General features: G+C 73.7%; 11 protein-coding genes. 8 read left to right on the forward strand and 3 right to left on the reverse strand.

What is annotated here, in order from left to right; translation table 11 throughout:
* Positions 1–224 precede the first annotated feature (224 nt).
* From ABT160_RS21550 to narI, 4 genes are all read left to right on the forward strand, one after another.
* Positions 225–3929, forward strand: coding sequence for a nitrate reductase subunit alpha (locus ABT160_RS21550; protein ID WP_351649322.1), 3705 nt, complete (start codon positions 225–227; stop codon positions 3927–3929).
* Positions 3930–4021: 92 nt separating this feature from the next.
* The gene (gene narH / locus ABT160_RS21555) at positions 4022–5614 is read left to right on the forward strand and encodes a nitrate reductase subunit beta (protein WP_351649323.1); all 1593 of its coding nucleotides are present in this window, start codon (positions 4022–4024) and stop codon (positions 5612–5614) included.
* A complete protein-coding gene (gene narJ / locus ABT160_RS21560; protein WP_351649324.1) occupies positions 5611–6213 on the forward strand; it encodes a nitrate reductase molybdenum cofactor assembly chaperone in 603 nt (200 codons plus the stop codon). Before narH ends, narJ begins: the two co-directional genes overlap by 4 nt.
* Positions 6213–6938, forward strand: a complete 726-nt coding sequence (gene narI, locus ABT160_RS21565) for a respiratory nitrate reductase subunit gamma (RefSeq protein ID WP_351649325.1) — start codon at positions 6213–6215, stop codon at positions 6936–6938. The genes narJ and narI overlap by 1 nt, the downstream gene beginning before the upstream one ends.
* 18 nt (positions 6939–6956) lie before the next feature.
* On the opposite strand, the gene ABT160_RS21570 is transcribed toward narI, so the two are convergent.
* Both ABT160_RS21570 and xylB read right to left on the reverse strand, forming a co-directional pair.
* Positions 6957–7886 (reverse strand): 2-dehydropantoate 2-reductase, encoded by a 930-nt coding sequence (locus ABT160_RS21570; RefSeq protein WP_351649326.1) that lies wholly within the window; start codon positions 7884–7886, stop codon positions 6957–6959.
* 104 nt (positions 7887–7990) lie between these two features.
* Entirely contained in the window at positions 7991–9469 is a 1479-nt protein-coding gene (xylB, locus tag ABT160_RS21575) for a xylulokinase (RefSeq protein WP_351649327.1), read from the reverse strand.
* A 184-nt stretch (positions 9470–9653) separates the two neighbouring features.
* On the opposite strand from xylB, the gene xylA reads away from it, so the two are divergent.
* Positions 9654–10823, forward strand: coding sequence for a xylose isomerase (gene xylA, locus ABT160_RS21580; protein ID WP_351649328.1), 1170 nt, complete (start codon positions 9654–9656; stop codon positions 10821–10823).
* Positions 10824–10974: 151 nt separating this feature from the next.
* On the opposite strand, the gene ABT160_RS21585 is transcribed toward xylA, so the two are convergent.
* Positions 10975–12180, reverse strand: a complete 1206-nt coding sequence (locus ABT160_RS21585) for an ROK family protein (RefSeq protein ID WP_351649329.1) — start codon at positions 12178–12180, stop codon at positions 10975–10977.
* A gap of 161 nt (positions 12181–12341) precedes the next feature.
* On the opposite strand from ABT160_RS21585, the gene ABT160_RS21590 reads away from it, so the two are divergent.
* The 3 genes from ABT160_RS21590 (at position 12342) to ABT160_RS21600 (ending at position 15796) form a co-directional block, all read left to right on the forward strand.
* The gene (locus ABT160_RS21590) at positions 12342–13559 is read left to right on the forward strand and encodes a cytochrome P450 (RefSeq protein ID WP_351649367.1); all 1218 of its coding nucleotides are present in this window, start codon (positions 12342–12344) and stop codon (positions 13557–13559) included.
* A gap of 87 nt (positions 13560–13646) precedes the next feature.
* Positions 13647–14381 (forward strand): (Fe-S)-binding protein, encoded by a 735-nt coding sequence (locus ABT160_RS21595; protein ID WP_351649330.1) that lies wholly within the window; start codon positions 13647–13649, stop codon positions 14379–14381.
* Positions 14378–15796, forward strand: coding sequence for a lactate utilization protein B (locus ABT160_RS21600; protein WP_351649331.1), 1419 nt, complete (start codon positions 14378–14380; stop codon positions 15794–15796). Before ABT160_RS21595 ends, ABT160_RS21600 begins: the two co-directional genes overlap by 4 nt.
* The last annotated feature ends 37 nt before the right edge of the window (positions 15797–15833 follow it).

The following is a 15833-nucleotide window of genomic DNA, read 5'->3' on the forward strand; positions in this document are numbered from 1 at the left end:
GCGGGTGAGCGGCGGGTTCCAGGGGGCGTCGCACGGTTTCGGCCGCCCGGCCAGGGGTGCGGCGCGTTTTTGGCCGGACCGGGAGGGGTGCGGGCTCGTCCGCGGGGCGCCTCCGGGCCCCGGACGGCACGGCACCGCGCGCCACCCGGCCCGGGGCGGCGTCGCCCCGCCCGGACCCTCTCGCCGTGCGGTGCGGACCGGATGCCCTTTTGATGGTGGATTACGTGGATCTACCTCTGGAGGGCGCGGTGCGGGACAACCCCACGGAGCCGGCGGCACTGCTGCTGAAGACCGGCCGGTTCTTCCGGCCGGGCGAGGCGTCGGCGGACCTGCACAGCGTCCGCCGCGTCGGCGGACGCCAGGCCGACACCTTCTACCGGGACCGCTGGAGCCACGACAAGGTCGTGCACTCCACCCACGGTGTGAACTGCACCGGTTCGTGCCGCTGGAAGGTGTACGTCAAGGACGGCATCATCACCTGGGAGACCCAGGGCACCGACTACCCGTCCGTCGGCCCCGACCGGCCCGAGTACGAGCCGCGCGGCTGCCCCCGGGGCGCCGCGTTCTCCTGGTACACGTACTCGCCCACCCGGGTGCGCTACCCGTACGTGCGCGGCGTCCTGCTCGACCTGTACCGCGAGGCCAAGTCCCGCCTGGGCGACCCGGTCCTGGCCTGGGCCGACCTCCAGAACGACCCCGAGAAGCGCCGCACCTACCAGCAGGCCCGCGGCAAGGGCGGCCTGGTGCGCGCGACCTGGGACGAGGCGGTGGAGATCGTCGCCGCCGCGCACGTGCACACCATCAAGACGTACGGCCCCGACCGCGTCGCGGGCTTCTCGCCCATCCCGGCGATGTCGATGGTCTCGCACGCGGCGGGCGCCCGCTTCATGTCGCTGATCGGCGCCCCGATGCTGTCGTTCTACGACTGGTACGCGGACCTCCCGGTGGCCTCCCCGCAGGTCTTCGGCGACCAGACCGACGTGCCGGAGTCCGGCGACTGGTGGGACGCGGCGTACCTGATGATGTGGGGCTCCAACGTCCCCGTCACCCGCACGCCCGACGCCCACTGGATGGCCGAGGCGCGCTACCGCGGCCAGAAGGTCGTGGTGGTGGCGCCGGACTACGCCGACAACGCCAAGTTCGCCGACGAGTGGCTGCACCCGCACCCCGGCACGGACGGCGCGCTGGCGCTCGCGATGGGGCACGTGATCCTCAAGGAGTGCTTCGTCGACCGCCAGGTGCCCTTCTTCGCCGACTACGTGCGGAAGTTCACCGACCTGCCGTTCCTGGTCACCCTCACCGAACGCGACGGCGCCTACGTGCCCGACAAGTTCCTGCGCGCCTCCGACCTGGGGGAGCAGGGCGAGGGCGCCGAGTGGAAGACCGTCGTCCTGGACGAGAACACCGGCCGCCCCGTCGTCCCCGGCGGCTCCCTGGGCTTCCGCTGGACCGAGTCCGGCAAGGGCAAGTGGAACCTGGACCTCGGCGACACCAAGCCCAAGCTCTCGCTGTACGGCGACGACATGACCGGCGTGGAGGTGCTGCTGCCGCGCTTCGACACCGAGGGCGGCGAGCACGGCCAGGGCCGCGGCGAGGTCATGCGGCGCGGGGTGCCCGCGGTGCGCGTCGGCGGCCTGGACGGCCCCCTGGTCACCACCGTCTTCGACCTGCTGCTCGCCCAGTACGGCGTGGGCCGCGAGGGACTCGCCGGGCGCTGGCCGGCCTCGTACGAGGACACCAGCGAGCCCGGCACGCCGGGCTGGCAGGAGGTCCACACCTCCGTACCGGCCGCCCGCTGCGTCAAGATCGCCCGGGAGTTCGCCGAGACCGCGGAGAAGACCGAGGGCCGGTGCATGATCCTGATGGGCGCCGGCACCAACCACTGGTTCCACTCCGAGACCATCTACCGCACCTTCCTCGCCCTGCTCCAGCTCACCGGCTGCCAGGGCCGCAACGGCGGCGGCTGGGCGCACTACGTCGGCCAGGAGAAGTGCCGCCCCGCCACCGGCTGGGCCACCCTCGCCGCCGCCAGCGACTGGTCGCGCCCGCCGCGCCAGATGATCGGCGCCGCCTACTGGTTCCTCAACACCGACCAGTGGCGCTACGACAAGTTCGGCGCGGACGTGCTCGCCTCGCCGCTCGGCGACGGCCGGTTCACCGGCATGACCGGCGCCGACTGCCTGGCGCAGAGCGCCCGTTCGGGCTGGATGCCGTCCTACCCGACGTTCGACCGCAACCCGCTGGACCTGGGCGCGTCCGAGAACCCGGTGGAGGACGCGGTCGCCGCGCTGAAGGAGGGCACCCTCGGGTTCGCCTGCGAGGACCCGGACGACCCGGCCAACTGGCCGCGCGTACTGACCCTGTGGCGCGCCAACCTGCTCGGCTCCTCCGCCAAGGGCGCCGAGTACTTCACCAAGCACCTGCTCGGCACCCACTCCTCGCTGCGCGCCGACGAGGCGCCCGAGGACGTCCGTCCGCGCGACGTGAAGTGGCACGACAAGGCGCCCGAGGGCAAGCTCGACCTGCTGCTCTCGCTGGACTTCCGGCAGACCAGCTCCACGCTCCTGTCGGACGTGGTGCTGCCCGCCGCCACCTGGTACGAGAAGCACGACCTGTCCACCACGGACATGCACCCCTTCGTGCACTCCTTCACCCCGGCCGTCGACCCGCCCTGGCAGGCCCGCACCGACTTCGAGGCGTTCCACGCCATCGCCGCCCGGCTGAGCGAACTGGCCGTCGGGCACCTCGACACCCGCCGCGACCTGGTCGCCACCGCGCTCCAGCACGACACCCCCGGCGAGATCGCCCAGCCCGGCGGCGTCGCCCTGGACTGGCGGCGCGGCGAGTGCGAGCCGGTCCCCGGCAAGACGATGCCCAACCTGGTCGTCGTCGAGCGTGACTACACCGCGATCGGCGCCAAGATGGCCTCGCTCGGCCCGCTGGTGGAGAAGCTCGGGCTGCCCGCCAAGGGCATCACGCTGCGGCCCGACGAGGAGGTGGAGGCCCTCAAGCGGCTCAACGGGGTCGTGCGCGGCGGCCCCGCCGACGGCCGCCCCGCCCTGGACACCGCCGTGAAGGCCGCCAACACCATCCTGGCCCTGTCCGGCACCACCAACGGCCGGCTCGCCACCCAGGGCTTCCACACGCTGGAGGAGCGCACCGGCCAGGAGATGGCCCACCTGGCCGCCGAGCACGAGGGCAAGCGCATCAGCTACGCGGACACCCAGGCCGCGCCCGTCCCGGTCATCACCTCGCCGGAGTGGTCCGGCAGCGAGTCCGGCGGACGCCGCTACACCGCGTTCACCCTCAACACCGAACACCTCAAGCCCTGGCACACCCTGACGGGGCGTCAGCACTTCTTCGTGGACCACGACTGGATGCATGAGCTGGGCGAGGCGCTGCCGGTCTACCGGCCCCCGCTGGACATGCACCGGCTCTTCGGCGAGCCCCGGCTCGGCTCCGACGGCCAGCGCGAGGTGACGGTCCGCTACCTCACCCCGCACAACAAGTGGTCCATCCACTCCGAGTACCAGGACAACCTGTTCATGCTCTCGCTGTCGCGCGGCGGCCAGTCCATCTGGATGTCCCCGCAGGACGCGGAGGCGGCCGGCGTCCGCGACAACGACTGGATCGAGGCGGTCAACCGCAACGGTGTCGTCGTCGCCCGCGCCGTCGTCTCGCACCGCATGCCCGAGGGCACCGTCTACATGCACCACGCCCAGGAGCGCACCGTCAACGTGCCCAAGGCCGAGGCCAGCGGCAAGCGCGGCGGCATCCACAACTCGCTCACCCGCGTCCTGATGAAGCCCACGCACCTCATCGGCGGCTACGCGCAGCTGTCCTGGGCCTTCAACTACCTGGGCCCGACCGGCAACCAGCGCGACGAAGTGACCGTCATCCGGCGCCGTACGCAGAAGGTGGAGTACTGACCATGGCCCGAGGGACAGGGACGGGAACGACGGGTACGCCGGGACCGGCCGGAACACGGCCGGGAGCGGGGAAGCGCCCCATCGGCCGCGTCATGGCGCAGGTCGCGATGGTCATGAACCTCGACAAGTGCATCGGCTGCCACACCTGCTCGGTCACCTGCAAGCAGACGTGGACCAACCGCACCGGCATGGAGTACGTCTGGTTCAACAACGTCGAGACGCGCCCCGGACAGGGCTACCCGCGCCGCTACGAGGACCAGGAGAAGTGGAAGGGCGGCTGGGAGCTCAACAAGCGCGGCCAGCTCAAGCTCAAGGGCGGCGGCCGGTTCAAGAAGCTCGCCTCGATCTTCTCCAACCCCGTGCTGCCGGAGATCAAGGACTACTACGAGCCCTGGACGTACGACTACAAGAACCTCACCGACGCGCCGCTCGGCGGCGACTTCCCGGTCGCCGAGCCCCGCTCGCTGCTCTCCGGCAAGCCGATGAAGATCGAGTGGTCGTCCAACTGGGACGACAACCTCGGCGGCGCCACCGAGCACGGCGGCGCCGACCCGATGATCGCCAAGACCCGCGAGAAGGTCGCCGAGAAGGTCCGCTTCGAGTTCGAGCAGACCTTCATGTTCTACCTGCCGCGCATCTGCGAGCACTGCCTCAACCCCGCCTGCGTCGCCTCCTGCCCCTCCGGAGCGATGTACAAGCGGGCCGAGGACGGCATCGTCCTGGTCGACCAGGACGGCTGCCGCGGCTGGCGGCAGTGCGTCACCGGCTGCCCGTACAAGAAGGTCTACTTCAACCACCGGACCGGCAAGGCCGAGAAGTGCACGATGTGCTACCCGCGCATCGAGGTCGGCTTGCCCACCGTCTGCTCCGAGACCTGCGTGGGCCGGCTGCGCTACCTCGGCGTCGTCCTGTACGACGCCGACCGGGTCACCGCGGCCGCCGCCACCCCCGACGAGCACGACCTGTACGAGGCCCAGCTCGACGTCTTCCTCGACCCCGACGACCCCGAGGTGCGGCGCGCCGCCGAGCGCGACGGCATCGCCCACGACTGGATCGAGGCCGCCCGCCGCTCCCCGGTGCGCGCCCTGATCAGCACCTACAAGGTGGCCCTCCCGCTGCACCCGGAGTACCGCACCATGCCGATGGTCTGGTACATCCCGCCGCTCTCCCCGGTCGTCGACGCGCTGAGCGCGACCGGCCACGACGGCGAGGACGCGGACAACCTCTTCGGCGCCATCGACACCCTGCGCATCCCGCTGGAGTACCTGGCGGAGATCTTCACCGCCGGGGACACCGCGCCGGTCAGGGCGTCGCTGGAGAAGCTCGCCGCGATGCGCGCCCACATGCGGGCCATCAACCTCGGCGAGGAGCCCGACCCCGCGGCGGCCGCCGCGGTCGGCATGAGCGCGGAGCGGATCGAGGAGATGTACCGGCTGCTCGCCATCGCCAAGTACGAGGACCGGTACGTCATCCCCACCGCCGCCATGAGCGACGCCCGGCGCCTGGAGGAGTCCGCCCTGCCCGACGGGTGCAGCCTCGACTACGAGGACGGCCCCGGCATGGGCGGCGACGGCCCGCTCGGCGGTGACTCCGGCGGCCGCAGGCAGCTGCCGCTGGTCACCATCGAGAACTTCCACGCCGCCCGCAAGCGGCAGACCGCCGACCACGAGGAGGAGGTCCAGTGACCGGGCACGCCGCCCTCTACCAGGCCGCCGCGCACTGCCTGACGTACCCCGACGCCGAGTTCGCCGGGCGGCTGCCGCTGCTGCGGGCCGCCGCGCCGGAGCTCGCGCCGTTCCTGGACCACGCCGGGTCGCTGCCCGTGCGCGAGCTCGCCGCGCACTACGTGCAGGTCTTCGACTTCAAGAACCGCCACTGCCTCTACCTGAGCTGGTGGACCGACGGCGACACCCGCAACCGGGGCATGTCCCTGGTGCGCTTCAAGGAGGTCTACCGGGCGCACGGCCTGGAGTTCAGCGGCGAGGAGCTGCCCGACTTCCTGCCCGCCGTCCTGGAGTTCAGCGCCGCCAGCGGCTCCGACGAGCTGCTCACCGCCCACCGCCCCGGCCTGGAGCTGCTGCGCATCGCCCTGTCCGAGGCCGACACGCCCTACGTCCACGTCCTGGACGCGGTCTGCGCCACGCTGCCGGGCCCCACCCCGAAGGACCGCGCCGAGGCCCGCGCGCTCGCCGCCGCGGGGCCGCCGCGCGAGGACGTCGGCATGGAGGGCCTGGCGCCCTACGGACACCTCGGCCTGCTCCCCGTCCTGACCGGAGACCACTGATGCGCACGTTCCTGTGGGGCGCGCTGCCCTACATCTGCCTGGCCCTGCTCGTCGCCGGCCTGGTCTGGCGCTACCGCTACGACAAGTTCGGCTGGACCACCCGCTCCTCGCAGGTGTACGAGTCGAAGCTGCTGAACATCGCCTCGCCGATGTTCCACTACGGCATCCTCTTCGTCCTCGTCGGCCACCTCATGGGCCTGTTCGTGCCCGAGTCGTGGACCGACAAGGTCGGCATGAGCGAGCACACGTACCACCTGTTCTCGCTGTTCGGCGGCACGGCGGCCGGTGCGCTCACGGTGATCGGCATCCTGATGCTGGTCTACCGCAGGCGCACCAACTCGCCCGTCTTCAAGGCCACCACCGCCAACGACAAGGTGATGTACGTCTTCCTGCTGGCCGCGATCGTGATGGGCATGTGGGCCAAGCTGACCAACTCCACCATCAGCAGCGGCTACGACTACCGCACCACCATCGCCCCCTGGGCGCGCAGCCTGTTCACGCTCCAGCCGAAGACGGAGCTGATGGTGGGCGTGCCGCTCACCTTCCAGATCCACGCCGTCATCGGCCTGCTGCTGTTCGCGCTGGTGCCGTTCACCCGCCTGGTGCACATGTTCAGCGCGCCGGTGCAGTACCTGTTCCGCCCGTACGTCGTCTACCGCTCGCGCGACCCCAAGCAGCTCACCGGCCGCCCGCCGCGCCGCGGCTGGGAGCGCATCGACCAGTAGGCCTGCCGTCGGGCCGGCTCAGCCGCCGGACACCCGGTGCTGGTGCACCCGCAGGTACAGCGTGGCCGTGTCGAGCAGGGGCGTGGCCACGCCCAGCGCCCGGGCCCGCAGCAGCAGGTCGCCGAAGACGTGCTCGACCTCGACCTGGTGGCCGTCCGCGACGTCGCGGTACATGGACGTGGCGAACGGCGAGCGCTCCTGGGTCAGCACGCCCAGCGTGAAGTCCAGTTCGCCGCGGGCCACCGGGTGCCCGGCCGCCGCGGCCACCGCCGCGCCCTCGGCCACCACGGCCCGCGCGAAGTCCGCGCCGCCCGGCACCGCCACCACGTCCCCGACCGGGGCGCGCAGCAGGCAGGTGACGGCCGAGGCGGACGTGATGAACACCCACTTCGCCCACATCGCGCCCACCACGTCGGCCGTCTCCGGTGACTCCACGCCCGCCCCGGTCAGCGCGGCCCGCAGCGCCGCGACCCGCTCACTGGCCGCCCCGCCGCCCTGCTCGCCGACCTCCAGGACCGCCAGCGGGGCGAGCACCACGATGTCGCCCTCGGCGTTCACCGTCGTCACGCACTTGGCCACGCCGCCGAGCACCCGGTCCGCGCCGTGGCGGGCGTTCAGCTCGTCCAGGTGGGCCATGCCGTTGAGCAGCGGCACGACCGCGGTGCCGGGGCCGATCGCGGGCGCGACGTCCTCCACGGCCCGCTTGAGCGCCAGGGCCTTCACCGAGAGCAGCACCACGTCGTACGGCTCCGCCAGCGCGTCGGCGGTGACCAGGCGCGGGGCGAGCACGTCCTCGGCGTCCCCGGGCCCGAGCAGCCGCAGCCCCCGGGCGCGCAGCGCCTCTGCGCGGCGCGGGCGGACCAGGAAGGTCACGTCGTGACCGGCGCGGGCCAGCTTGGCCCCGTAGAAACCACCGGTGGCACCGGCGCCCACGACCAGGATCCTCATGCGGTCGTACCTTTCCTCGTACGGGAGTCGGTCCCGCACGTCCTTCCGTCCGCACGGGAGCCGATGCCCGTACGTCCGTCCGTACGGGCATCGCTCCCCGTACGTTAGGCCTCGCCGCCCAGCACGCCCGGGGCGGCCCGGTCCAGGACGGCCCCGATCCGCTCCCACGTCTCCACGTCCCGCCGCACCGCAGGGAGTTCGCGGCCCTTCCCGGTGCCCCAGCGGTTGGCCACCGCGACCGGGTCGTCGCCCTGCGCGGACGCGGCGGCCAGCGCGGCGGCGCCCAGCGCGACCAGCTCCGTCTCCTTCGGCAGGACCAGCGGGCGCCCGGAGAGCCGGCGCACCGTCTCCACCCAGGTGCGGCCGCGGGCGCCGCCGCCGATCAGGCGCAGCGGGCGGTCGCCGGTGGCGGCCGGGTCGAGACCGCAGGCCCGCTCGACGTGGTGCAGGGCCCGCAGCAGGGTCGCGGTGGCGCCCTCGTAGGCGGCGCCCAGGACCTGCTGCGGGGTGGTGGTGCGGCGCAGTCCGGTGAGCAGGCCCGAGGCGGTGGGCAGGTCGGGGGTGCGCTCGCCGTCCAGGTAGGGCAGCAGCACCGCCTCGCCGCCGGGGCGGGCGTCCTCGCGGTCCAGGCGCAGCAGGGCGGCCACCGCGTCGACGGCCTGGGTGCAGTTGAGGGTGCAGGCCAGCGGGAGGTAGGTGCCGTCGGTGTGGGCGAAGCCCGACAGGTGGGGGGTGGCGGGGCGCAGGGGCGTGGTGGCGTAGACGGTGCCGGAGGTGCCCAGGCTGACCGCGGGGTGGCCGAGCAGGCCCGCGCCGCCGAGGCCGAGGCCCACGGCGGCGGCCATGTTGTCGCCGGTGCCCGCGGCGACGGCGGTGCCCGGGGGCAGCCCGAGGGCCTCGGCGGCGGCGGGGGTGAGGGAGCCGACCCGGGCGCCGCCGCTGGGCACCACGGTGGGCAGTGACTTGGCGTCCAGGCCGAGCAGTTCGAGGAGTTCGGCGTCGTAGGTGCCGGTGGCGGTGGAGTACCAGCCGGTGCCGGAGGCGTCGCCGGGGTCGGTGACGGCGTGGCCGCACAGGCGCTCGGTGAGGAAGTCGTGGGGCAGGCGCACGGCCGCCGCCGAGGAGGCCGCCGCGGGCTCGTTCTCGTACAGCCAGCGCCACTTGGCGGCGGTGACCGCGGCGACGGGGACGGACCCGGTGCGGGCGGTCCAGGCCCGCGGTCCGCCGAGTTCGTCGGTGAGGGCGGCGGCCTGGGGCGCGGAGCGGGTGTCGTTCCACAGCAGCGCGGGGCGCACGGGCCGTCCGGTGCCGTCCAGGACGACCAGGCCGTGCTGCTGTCCGGCGACCGCGAGGGCGGTGACGGCGGACGCGGGGGCGCCGGACGCCTTCAGGCCCTGGCCGACGGCGTCGGCGAGCGCCCGCCACCACTGCTCGGGGTCGCTCTCGCGCGCGCCCGCGGTGCCGGTGACGCGGTGCGGGGCGCGGCCGACCGCGAGGGTGCGGCCGGTCGCGGCGTCGACCAGGACCGCCTTGGTGGACTGGGTGGAACTGTCCACGCCGATGACGACCGCGCTGTGCGGCATGGGCACACCTCTTCCCTGGACCAGTTTTTGCCGTGTTGCGAACAAATTACGCCATGGCAGGCCCGGGGGACAGGGGTCGCGTCCCGTGAAACCCCGTGTCGTGTGAAGGGGTTCTGTGGATCGTCCCTGGTGTGCATTATTAGTAGGGTCACAAAACAAAATCCTCATCGAAGGCGGTCGAAGCATGACTGGGAACTTCACCCCCACCCCCGAGGACAAGTTCAGCTTCGGCCTGTGGACGGTCGGCTGGCAGGGCCGCGACCCGTTCGGCGACGCCACCCGGCCCGCTCTGGACTCCGTCGAGGCCGTCGAGCGGCTCGCCGCCATCGGCGCGTACGGCATCACCTTCCACGACGACGACCTCATCCCCTTCGACGCCACCGAGGCCGAGCGCGAGGCCCGCGTCAAGCGCTTCCGGCAGGCCCTGGACACCACCGGCCTGGTGGTCCCGATGGCCACCACCAACCTCTTCACCCACCCCGTCTTCAAGGACGGCGGCTTCACCGCCAACGACCGCGACGTGCGCCGCTTCGCCCTGCGCAAGGTCGTCCGCAACATCGACCTGGCCGTCGAGCTCGGCGCGCACACCTACGTCGCCTGGGGCGGCCGCGAGGGCGCCGAGTCCGGCGGCGCCAAGGACGTCCGCACCGCCCTCGACCGGATGAAGGAGGCCTTCGACCTGCTCGGCCAGTACGTCATCGAGCAGGGCTACGACCTGCGCTTCGCCATCGAGCCCAAGCCCAACGAGCCGCGCGGCGACATCCTGCTGCCCACCGTCGGCCACGCGCTGGCCTTCATCGAGCGCCTGGAGCGCCCCGAGCTGTACGGCGTCAACCCCGAGACCGGTCACGAGCAGATGGCCGGGCTCAACTTCCCGCACGGCATCGCCCAGGCGCTGTGGGCGGGCAAGCTCTTCCACATCGACCTCAACGGCCAGAACGGCATCAAGTACGACCAGGACCTGCGCTTCGGCGCCGGCGACCTGCGCTCCGCCTTCTGGCTCGTGGACCTCCTGGAGACCGGCGGCTACACCGGCCCCCGCCACTTCGACTTCAAGCCGCCGCGCACCGAGGACTCCGACGGGGTGTGGGCCTCGGCCACCGGCTGCATGCGCAACTACCTGATCCTGCGCGAGCGCGCGGCCGCCTTCCGCTCCGACCCGCGCGTCACCGAGGCGCTGCGCGCCGCCCGCCTGGACCAACTGGCCGTGCCCACCGCCGAGGACGGACTCGCCGCGCTGCTCGCGGACCGCTCGGCGTACGAGGACTTCGACGCGGACGCGGCGGCCGCGCGCGGCATGGCCTTCGAGGCCCTCGACCAGCTGGCGATGGACCACCTGCTGGGCGTCGCCTGAGGGCCGGGCCGGACGAGCGGGTGCCCCTCTCTCGTATGCGGGAAGGGGGCACCCGCTGTTCCCCCGCCCGTACGGGAGGCAGGCCCCCGCTTCGTACGGGAAACGGGCCCTGCCGACGCTTCTGTCACGCGTACGGGAATCGAGCCCCCGCCTACGCGTACGCCACCGGGTCCGCCAGCACGTCCCGCACCACCAGTGCCGCCGCGCCCCGGGCCGCGTCGCCCGCCGAGGACGACGCCCGCAGGCGCCCCGCCTCCGGGGTCCACAGGCCCGACACGCCGCGCGCCGCCAGCTCCGCGCCCGCCGCCGGGGCCAGCCACGGCGCCAGCCCCCGGTAGATCCCGCCCAGCACCACCGCCTCCGGGTCGAACAGGTTCACCGCCGTCGCCAGCACCCGGCCCAGCACCGCCCCCGCCGCCTCCAGCGCCGCCACCGCGGGCGCCTCGCCCGCCGCCGCCCGCCGCTCCAGCTCCGCCACGCCCGTCGCGCCCGAGTCCTCGTCCAGGCCCGCCGCCCGCAGCAGGGCGCCCTGCCCCGCGTACTGCTCCAGGCACCCGCGCGCCCCGCACCGGCACGGCGGGCCCTGCGGGTCCACCACCGCGTGCCCGATCTCCCCGGCGAACCCGTGGGCGCCGCGCAGCAGTTCACCGCCGAGCACCAGCGCGCCGCCCACCCCGATCTCGCCCGTCAGGTACAGGAACGTGCGCACCGCGCCCGCGCCGCCGAACCACAGCTCGGCCAGCGCCGCCAGGTTCGCCTCGTTCTCCGAGCGCACCGGCAGCCGCGCCGAGAGCGCCCCGGCGAAGAGCGCGTCCGCCGGCACCTCGCTCCAGCCCAGGTTCGGCGCCTGGCGCACCGTGCCCCGGGCGAGCAGCCCCGGCAGCGCCAGCGTCACCCCGACCGGGCGCAGCTCCTGGCGCTCGGCCGACTCCAGGGCGCGGTCGGCGATCCGCGCGGCCCGGGCGAGCACCCCGGCCGGCTCGGCGCCCCGGTGGTCCAGGTGCTCGGTCAGGCGCACCCGGTCCGTCCCCGCCAGGTCCACCACGCACACCGACACGTAGTCGACGTTCACCTCGACGCCCACCCCGGCGACCCCGGCCCGGGCCACCTTCAGCATGGTGCCCGGGCGGCCCGCCTGGCCGCTGAACGTCTTGCCCGACTCGGTGACGAACCCGCTCTCCAGGAGCTGCTCGACCAGCGAGGACACGGCGGCGCGGGTCAGCCCGACGCGCGCCGCGACCCCGGCCCGGGTCGCCTCGCCCTCGTCGTGGACGGCGCGCAGCACCAGGCTGAGGTTGTGCCGCCGCACGGTCTCCTTGTCGGCCTTCGGGCCGAGCGGGGTGGGGTTGGTCTTCATCTCGCGGCCGAGCCTATGCGATCGGTGCCGCGCGGTCCCCGGGAAGTCCGGGCCCGGGGCGGTCGCGGGCGGGTCCCCTTTCCGGGCACCGCGCCCCTCGGGCACGATGGCCTGACGTGCCCGGACCCGCACTCCCGTTCGTACGGCTCGCGGAGGCCCCCATGGACGAGCGACAGCACGACCGCCTCGACGCGCTCCAGCGCGACCCCTACCCCCTCTACGCGCGCGCCCGCCGCGCCGAGGGCCTGACCTTCGTGCCCGAGCTGGGCTCCTGGCTGGTGGCCCGCGACGCCGACGTGCGCGAAGTGCTGCTGCGCGCCGACGCGTTCTCCTCCGAGGGCGCCCTGCGCCCCGACACGATGCCCGGGCCCGCCGCCCTCGCGGTGCTCGCCCGGGGCTTCGGCAGGCGGCCCACCGTGGTCTCCACCGACGGCCCCGCCCACGCCCGCCACCGCGCCCCGCTCAACCGGGGCCTGTCCGCCGCCCGGGTCGCCGCCCTCGTCCCGTACGCCACCGAGTGCGCCACCGCCCTCCTGGAAGGCTTCGCCGACGACGGCCGCACCGAGCTGATGGAGTCCTACGCGCGCCGGCTGCCCGGGGCCGTCGTCGGCCGCCTCATCGGCCTCGACCCCGCCGACGTGCCGCTCGCCGTGCACGGTGGCTACCGCGCCGAGGAACTGCTGTTCCGCCCGCTGCCGGAGGCCGAGCAGATACGCGCGGCCGAGGACGTCGTCGCCCTCCAGCACCTCCTCGACACGTACGTGCGCGCCCGCCGCTCCAGCCCCCGCGACGACCTGTGCTCCGCCCTCGTCGCCGCGTACGCCGAGGGCACCGGCGAACTCACCCTCGACCAGCGCCACGAACTGGTCTCCAACCTGCAGAACCTGCTGATCGCCGGGCACCTCACCACCACCGCGCTGATCGGCACCACCCTGCTGCACCTGCTGCGCGACCGCGCCCAGTGGGAACTGCTGCGCGCCAAGCCCGAGCTGATACCGGGCGCCGTCGAGGAGGCGGCCCGCTTCGACGCCCCCGTCCAGGGCTTCCGCCGCACCACCACCTGCCCGGTCACCGTCGCCGGGACCGAACTGGAGCAGGGCGCCAGCGTGTTCGTCGCGTACGGCTCCGCCAACCGCGACGGGGAGCGCCACCCCGACCCCGACGCCTTCGACGCCACCCGCCCGCCGGTGCGCCACGTCGCCTTCGGGCACGGCGCGCACGGCTGCCCCGGCTCCCTGCTCGCACGCGAACAACTGCGCATCACGCTGGAGCTGTTCACCCGGCGGCTGCCCGGCCTCAGGCTCGACGAGGGTGAGCGGGTCGAGATGCTGCCCACCCTGATCCACCGCTCACCCGCCCGGCTGCCGCTGCTCTGGTGAGCGCCCCCGCTCGGGTGAGCGCCGGGGCATACCACCAGGTGGGCCGGGGGTTACCGGTCCCGGCGCGACGGGCATATCCTCCGGACCATGCGCGTCGCCCTGTTCGTCACCTGCGTCAACGACGCCCTGTACCCGTCCACCGGCGTGGCCACGGTGCGGCTGCTCGAACGCCTCGGCGTCGAGGTCGACTTCCCCGCCGCCCAGACCTGCTGCGGCCAGCCGCAGTACAACACCGGCTACCGGCGCGAGACCGAACCGCTGGTGCGCCGCACGGTCGAGGCGTTCGAGGGGTACGCGTACGTAGTCACCCCCTCGGGATCCTGTGCCGCCATGGTCCGCCACCACTACGCCGGGTTCGGCGCCCGGGCCGCCGCCCTGGGCCCGCGCACCTACGAGCTGACCGAGTTCCTGGTGGACGTCCTCGGCGTCAGCGACGTCGGCGCGTACTTCCCGCACACCGTCACGTACCACCCCTCCTGCCACGGACTGCGCGCCCTCGGGCTAGGCGACCGCCCCCGCCGCCTCCTCGCCGCCGTCAAGGGCCTGGACCTGGTGGAACTGCCCGGCGCCGAGGAGTGCTGCGGCTTCGGCGGCACCTTCGCCGTCAAGAACCCCGACGTCTCCACCGCCATGGGCCGCGACAAGGCCGCGCACGCCCGCGCCACCGGCGCCGAGGTGCTCTGCGGCGCCGACAACTCCTGCCTGATGCACCTCGACGGCATCCTGCGCCGCCAGGACGCGCCCCTGCGCACCCTGCACCTGGCGGAGATCCTGGCCGCCACCGAAGCGGACCCGCACCCGCTCGCGGGGGTGACGGCGTGAGCGGCACCTTCCTGGGCATGCCCGCCTTCCCGGCCGCCGCCCGCGCCGCGCTCCGGGACGAGACCCTGCGGGCCAACCTGCGCCGCGCCACCCACACCATCCGCGACAAGCGCGCCCGGGCCGTCGCCGAACTCGCCGACTGGGCCGAGCTGCGCGAGGCCGGACGCCGCATCAAGGACCACACGCTCCGCCACCTCGACACCCACCTGCTGCGCCTGGAGGAGGAGGTCACGGCCGCCGGGGGCACCGTGCACTGGGCCGCCGACGCCGACGAGGCCAACCGGATCGTCACCGGCCTGGTGAAGGCGACCGGCGAGCGCGAGGTCGTCAAGGTCAAGTCCATGGCCACCCAGGAGACCGGCCTCAACGAGGCACTCCAGGCCGAGGGCATCGCCGCCTACGAGACCGACCTCGCCGAACTCATCGTGCAGCTCGGCGACGACCGCCCCTCGCACATCCTGGTCCCCGCCATCCACCGCAACCGGGGCGAGATCCGGGACGTCTTCGCCCGGGAGATGGGCCGTTGGGGCAGGCCCGCCCCCGACGACCTCACCGACACGCCCGCCGACCTCGCCGAAGCCGCCCGGCTGCACCTGCGGGAGAAGTTCCTGCGAGCCAGGGTCGGCATCTCGGGCGCCAACTTCATGGTCGCCGAGACCGGCACCCTGGTCGTCCTGGAGTCCGAGGGCAACGGCCGCATGTGCCTCACCCTGCCCGAGACCCTGATCTCCGTCGTCGGCATCGAGAAGGTGGTCCCCACCTGGCGCGACCTGGAGGTCTTCCTGCAGACCCTGCCGCGCTCCTCCACCGCCGAGCGGATGAACCCCTACACCACCACCTGGACCGGCACCACCGACGGCGACGGCCCGCGCGCCTTCCACCTCGTCCTGCTCGACAACGGCCGCACCGACGCGCTCGCCGACGAGGTCGGCCGCCAGGCACTGCGCTGCATCCGCTGCTCCGCCTGCCTCAACGTCTGCCCGGTGTACGAACGGGCCGGCGGGCACGCGTACGGCTCGGTCTACCCCGGACCGATCGGCGCCATCCTCACCCCCCAACTCCGGGGCACCGCGAGCGAGATCGACGCCTCGCTGCCGTACGCCTCCTCGCTCTGCGGCGCCTGCTACGAGGTGTGCCCGGTCGCCATCGACATCCCCGAGGTCCTGGTGCACCTGCGCGAGGAGGTCGCCGCGCGCGGCGGGCGCGGACACCGCCTGGAGAAGGCGGCGGTGCGGGCCGCCGGATGGCTCCTGGACCACCCCGGCGCGCTGGCCGCCGGCGAACGCCTCGCCGCGCGCACCCGCGCCCTGCACCCGTCCCGGCCCCCGGGCGCGTCCGCGTGGACGGACGGCCGGGAACTGCCCAGGGTGCCCGAGGAGTCGTTCCGCGACTGGTGGCGGAGGAACCGGACATGACGACGGCGAACGGGGACGACGGGGGCCGGGGTGTGAC

The organism is Streptomyces sp. NPDC001941 (assembly GCF_040296945.1).
GTDB lineage: Bacteria > Actinomycetota > Actinomycetes > Streptomycetales > Streptomycetaceae > Streptomyces.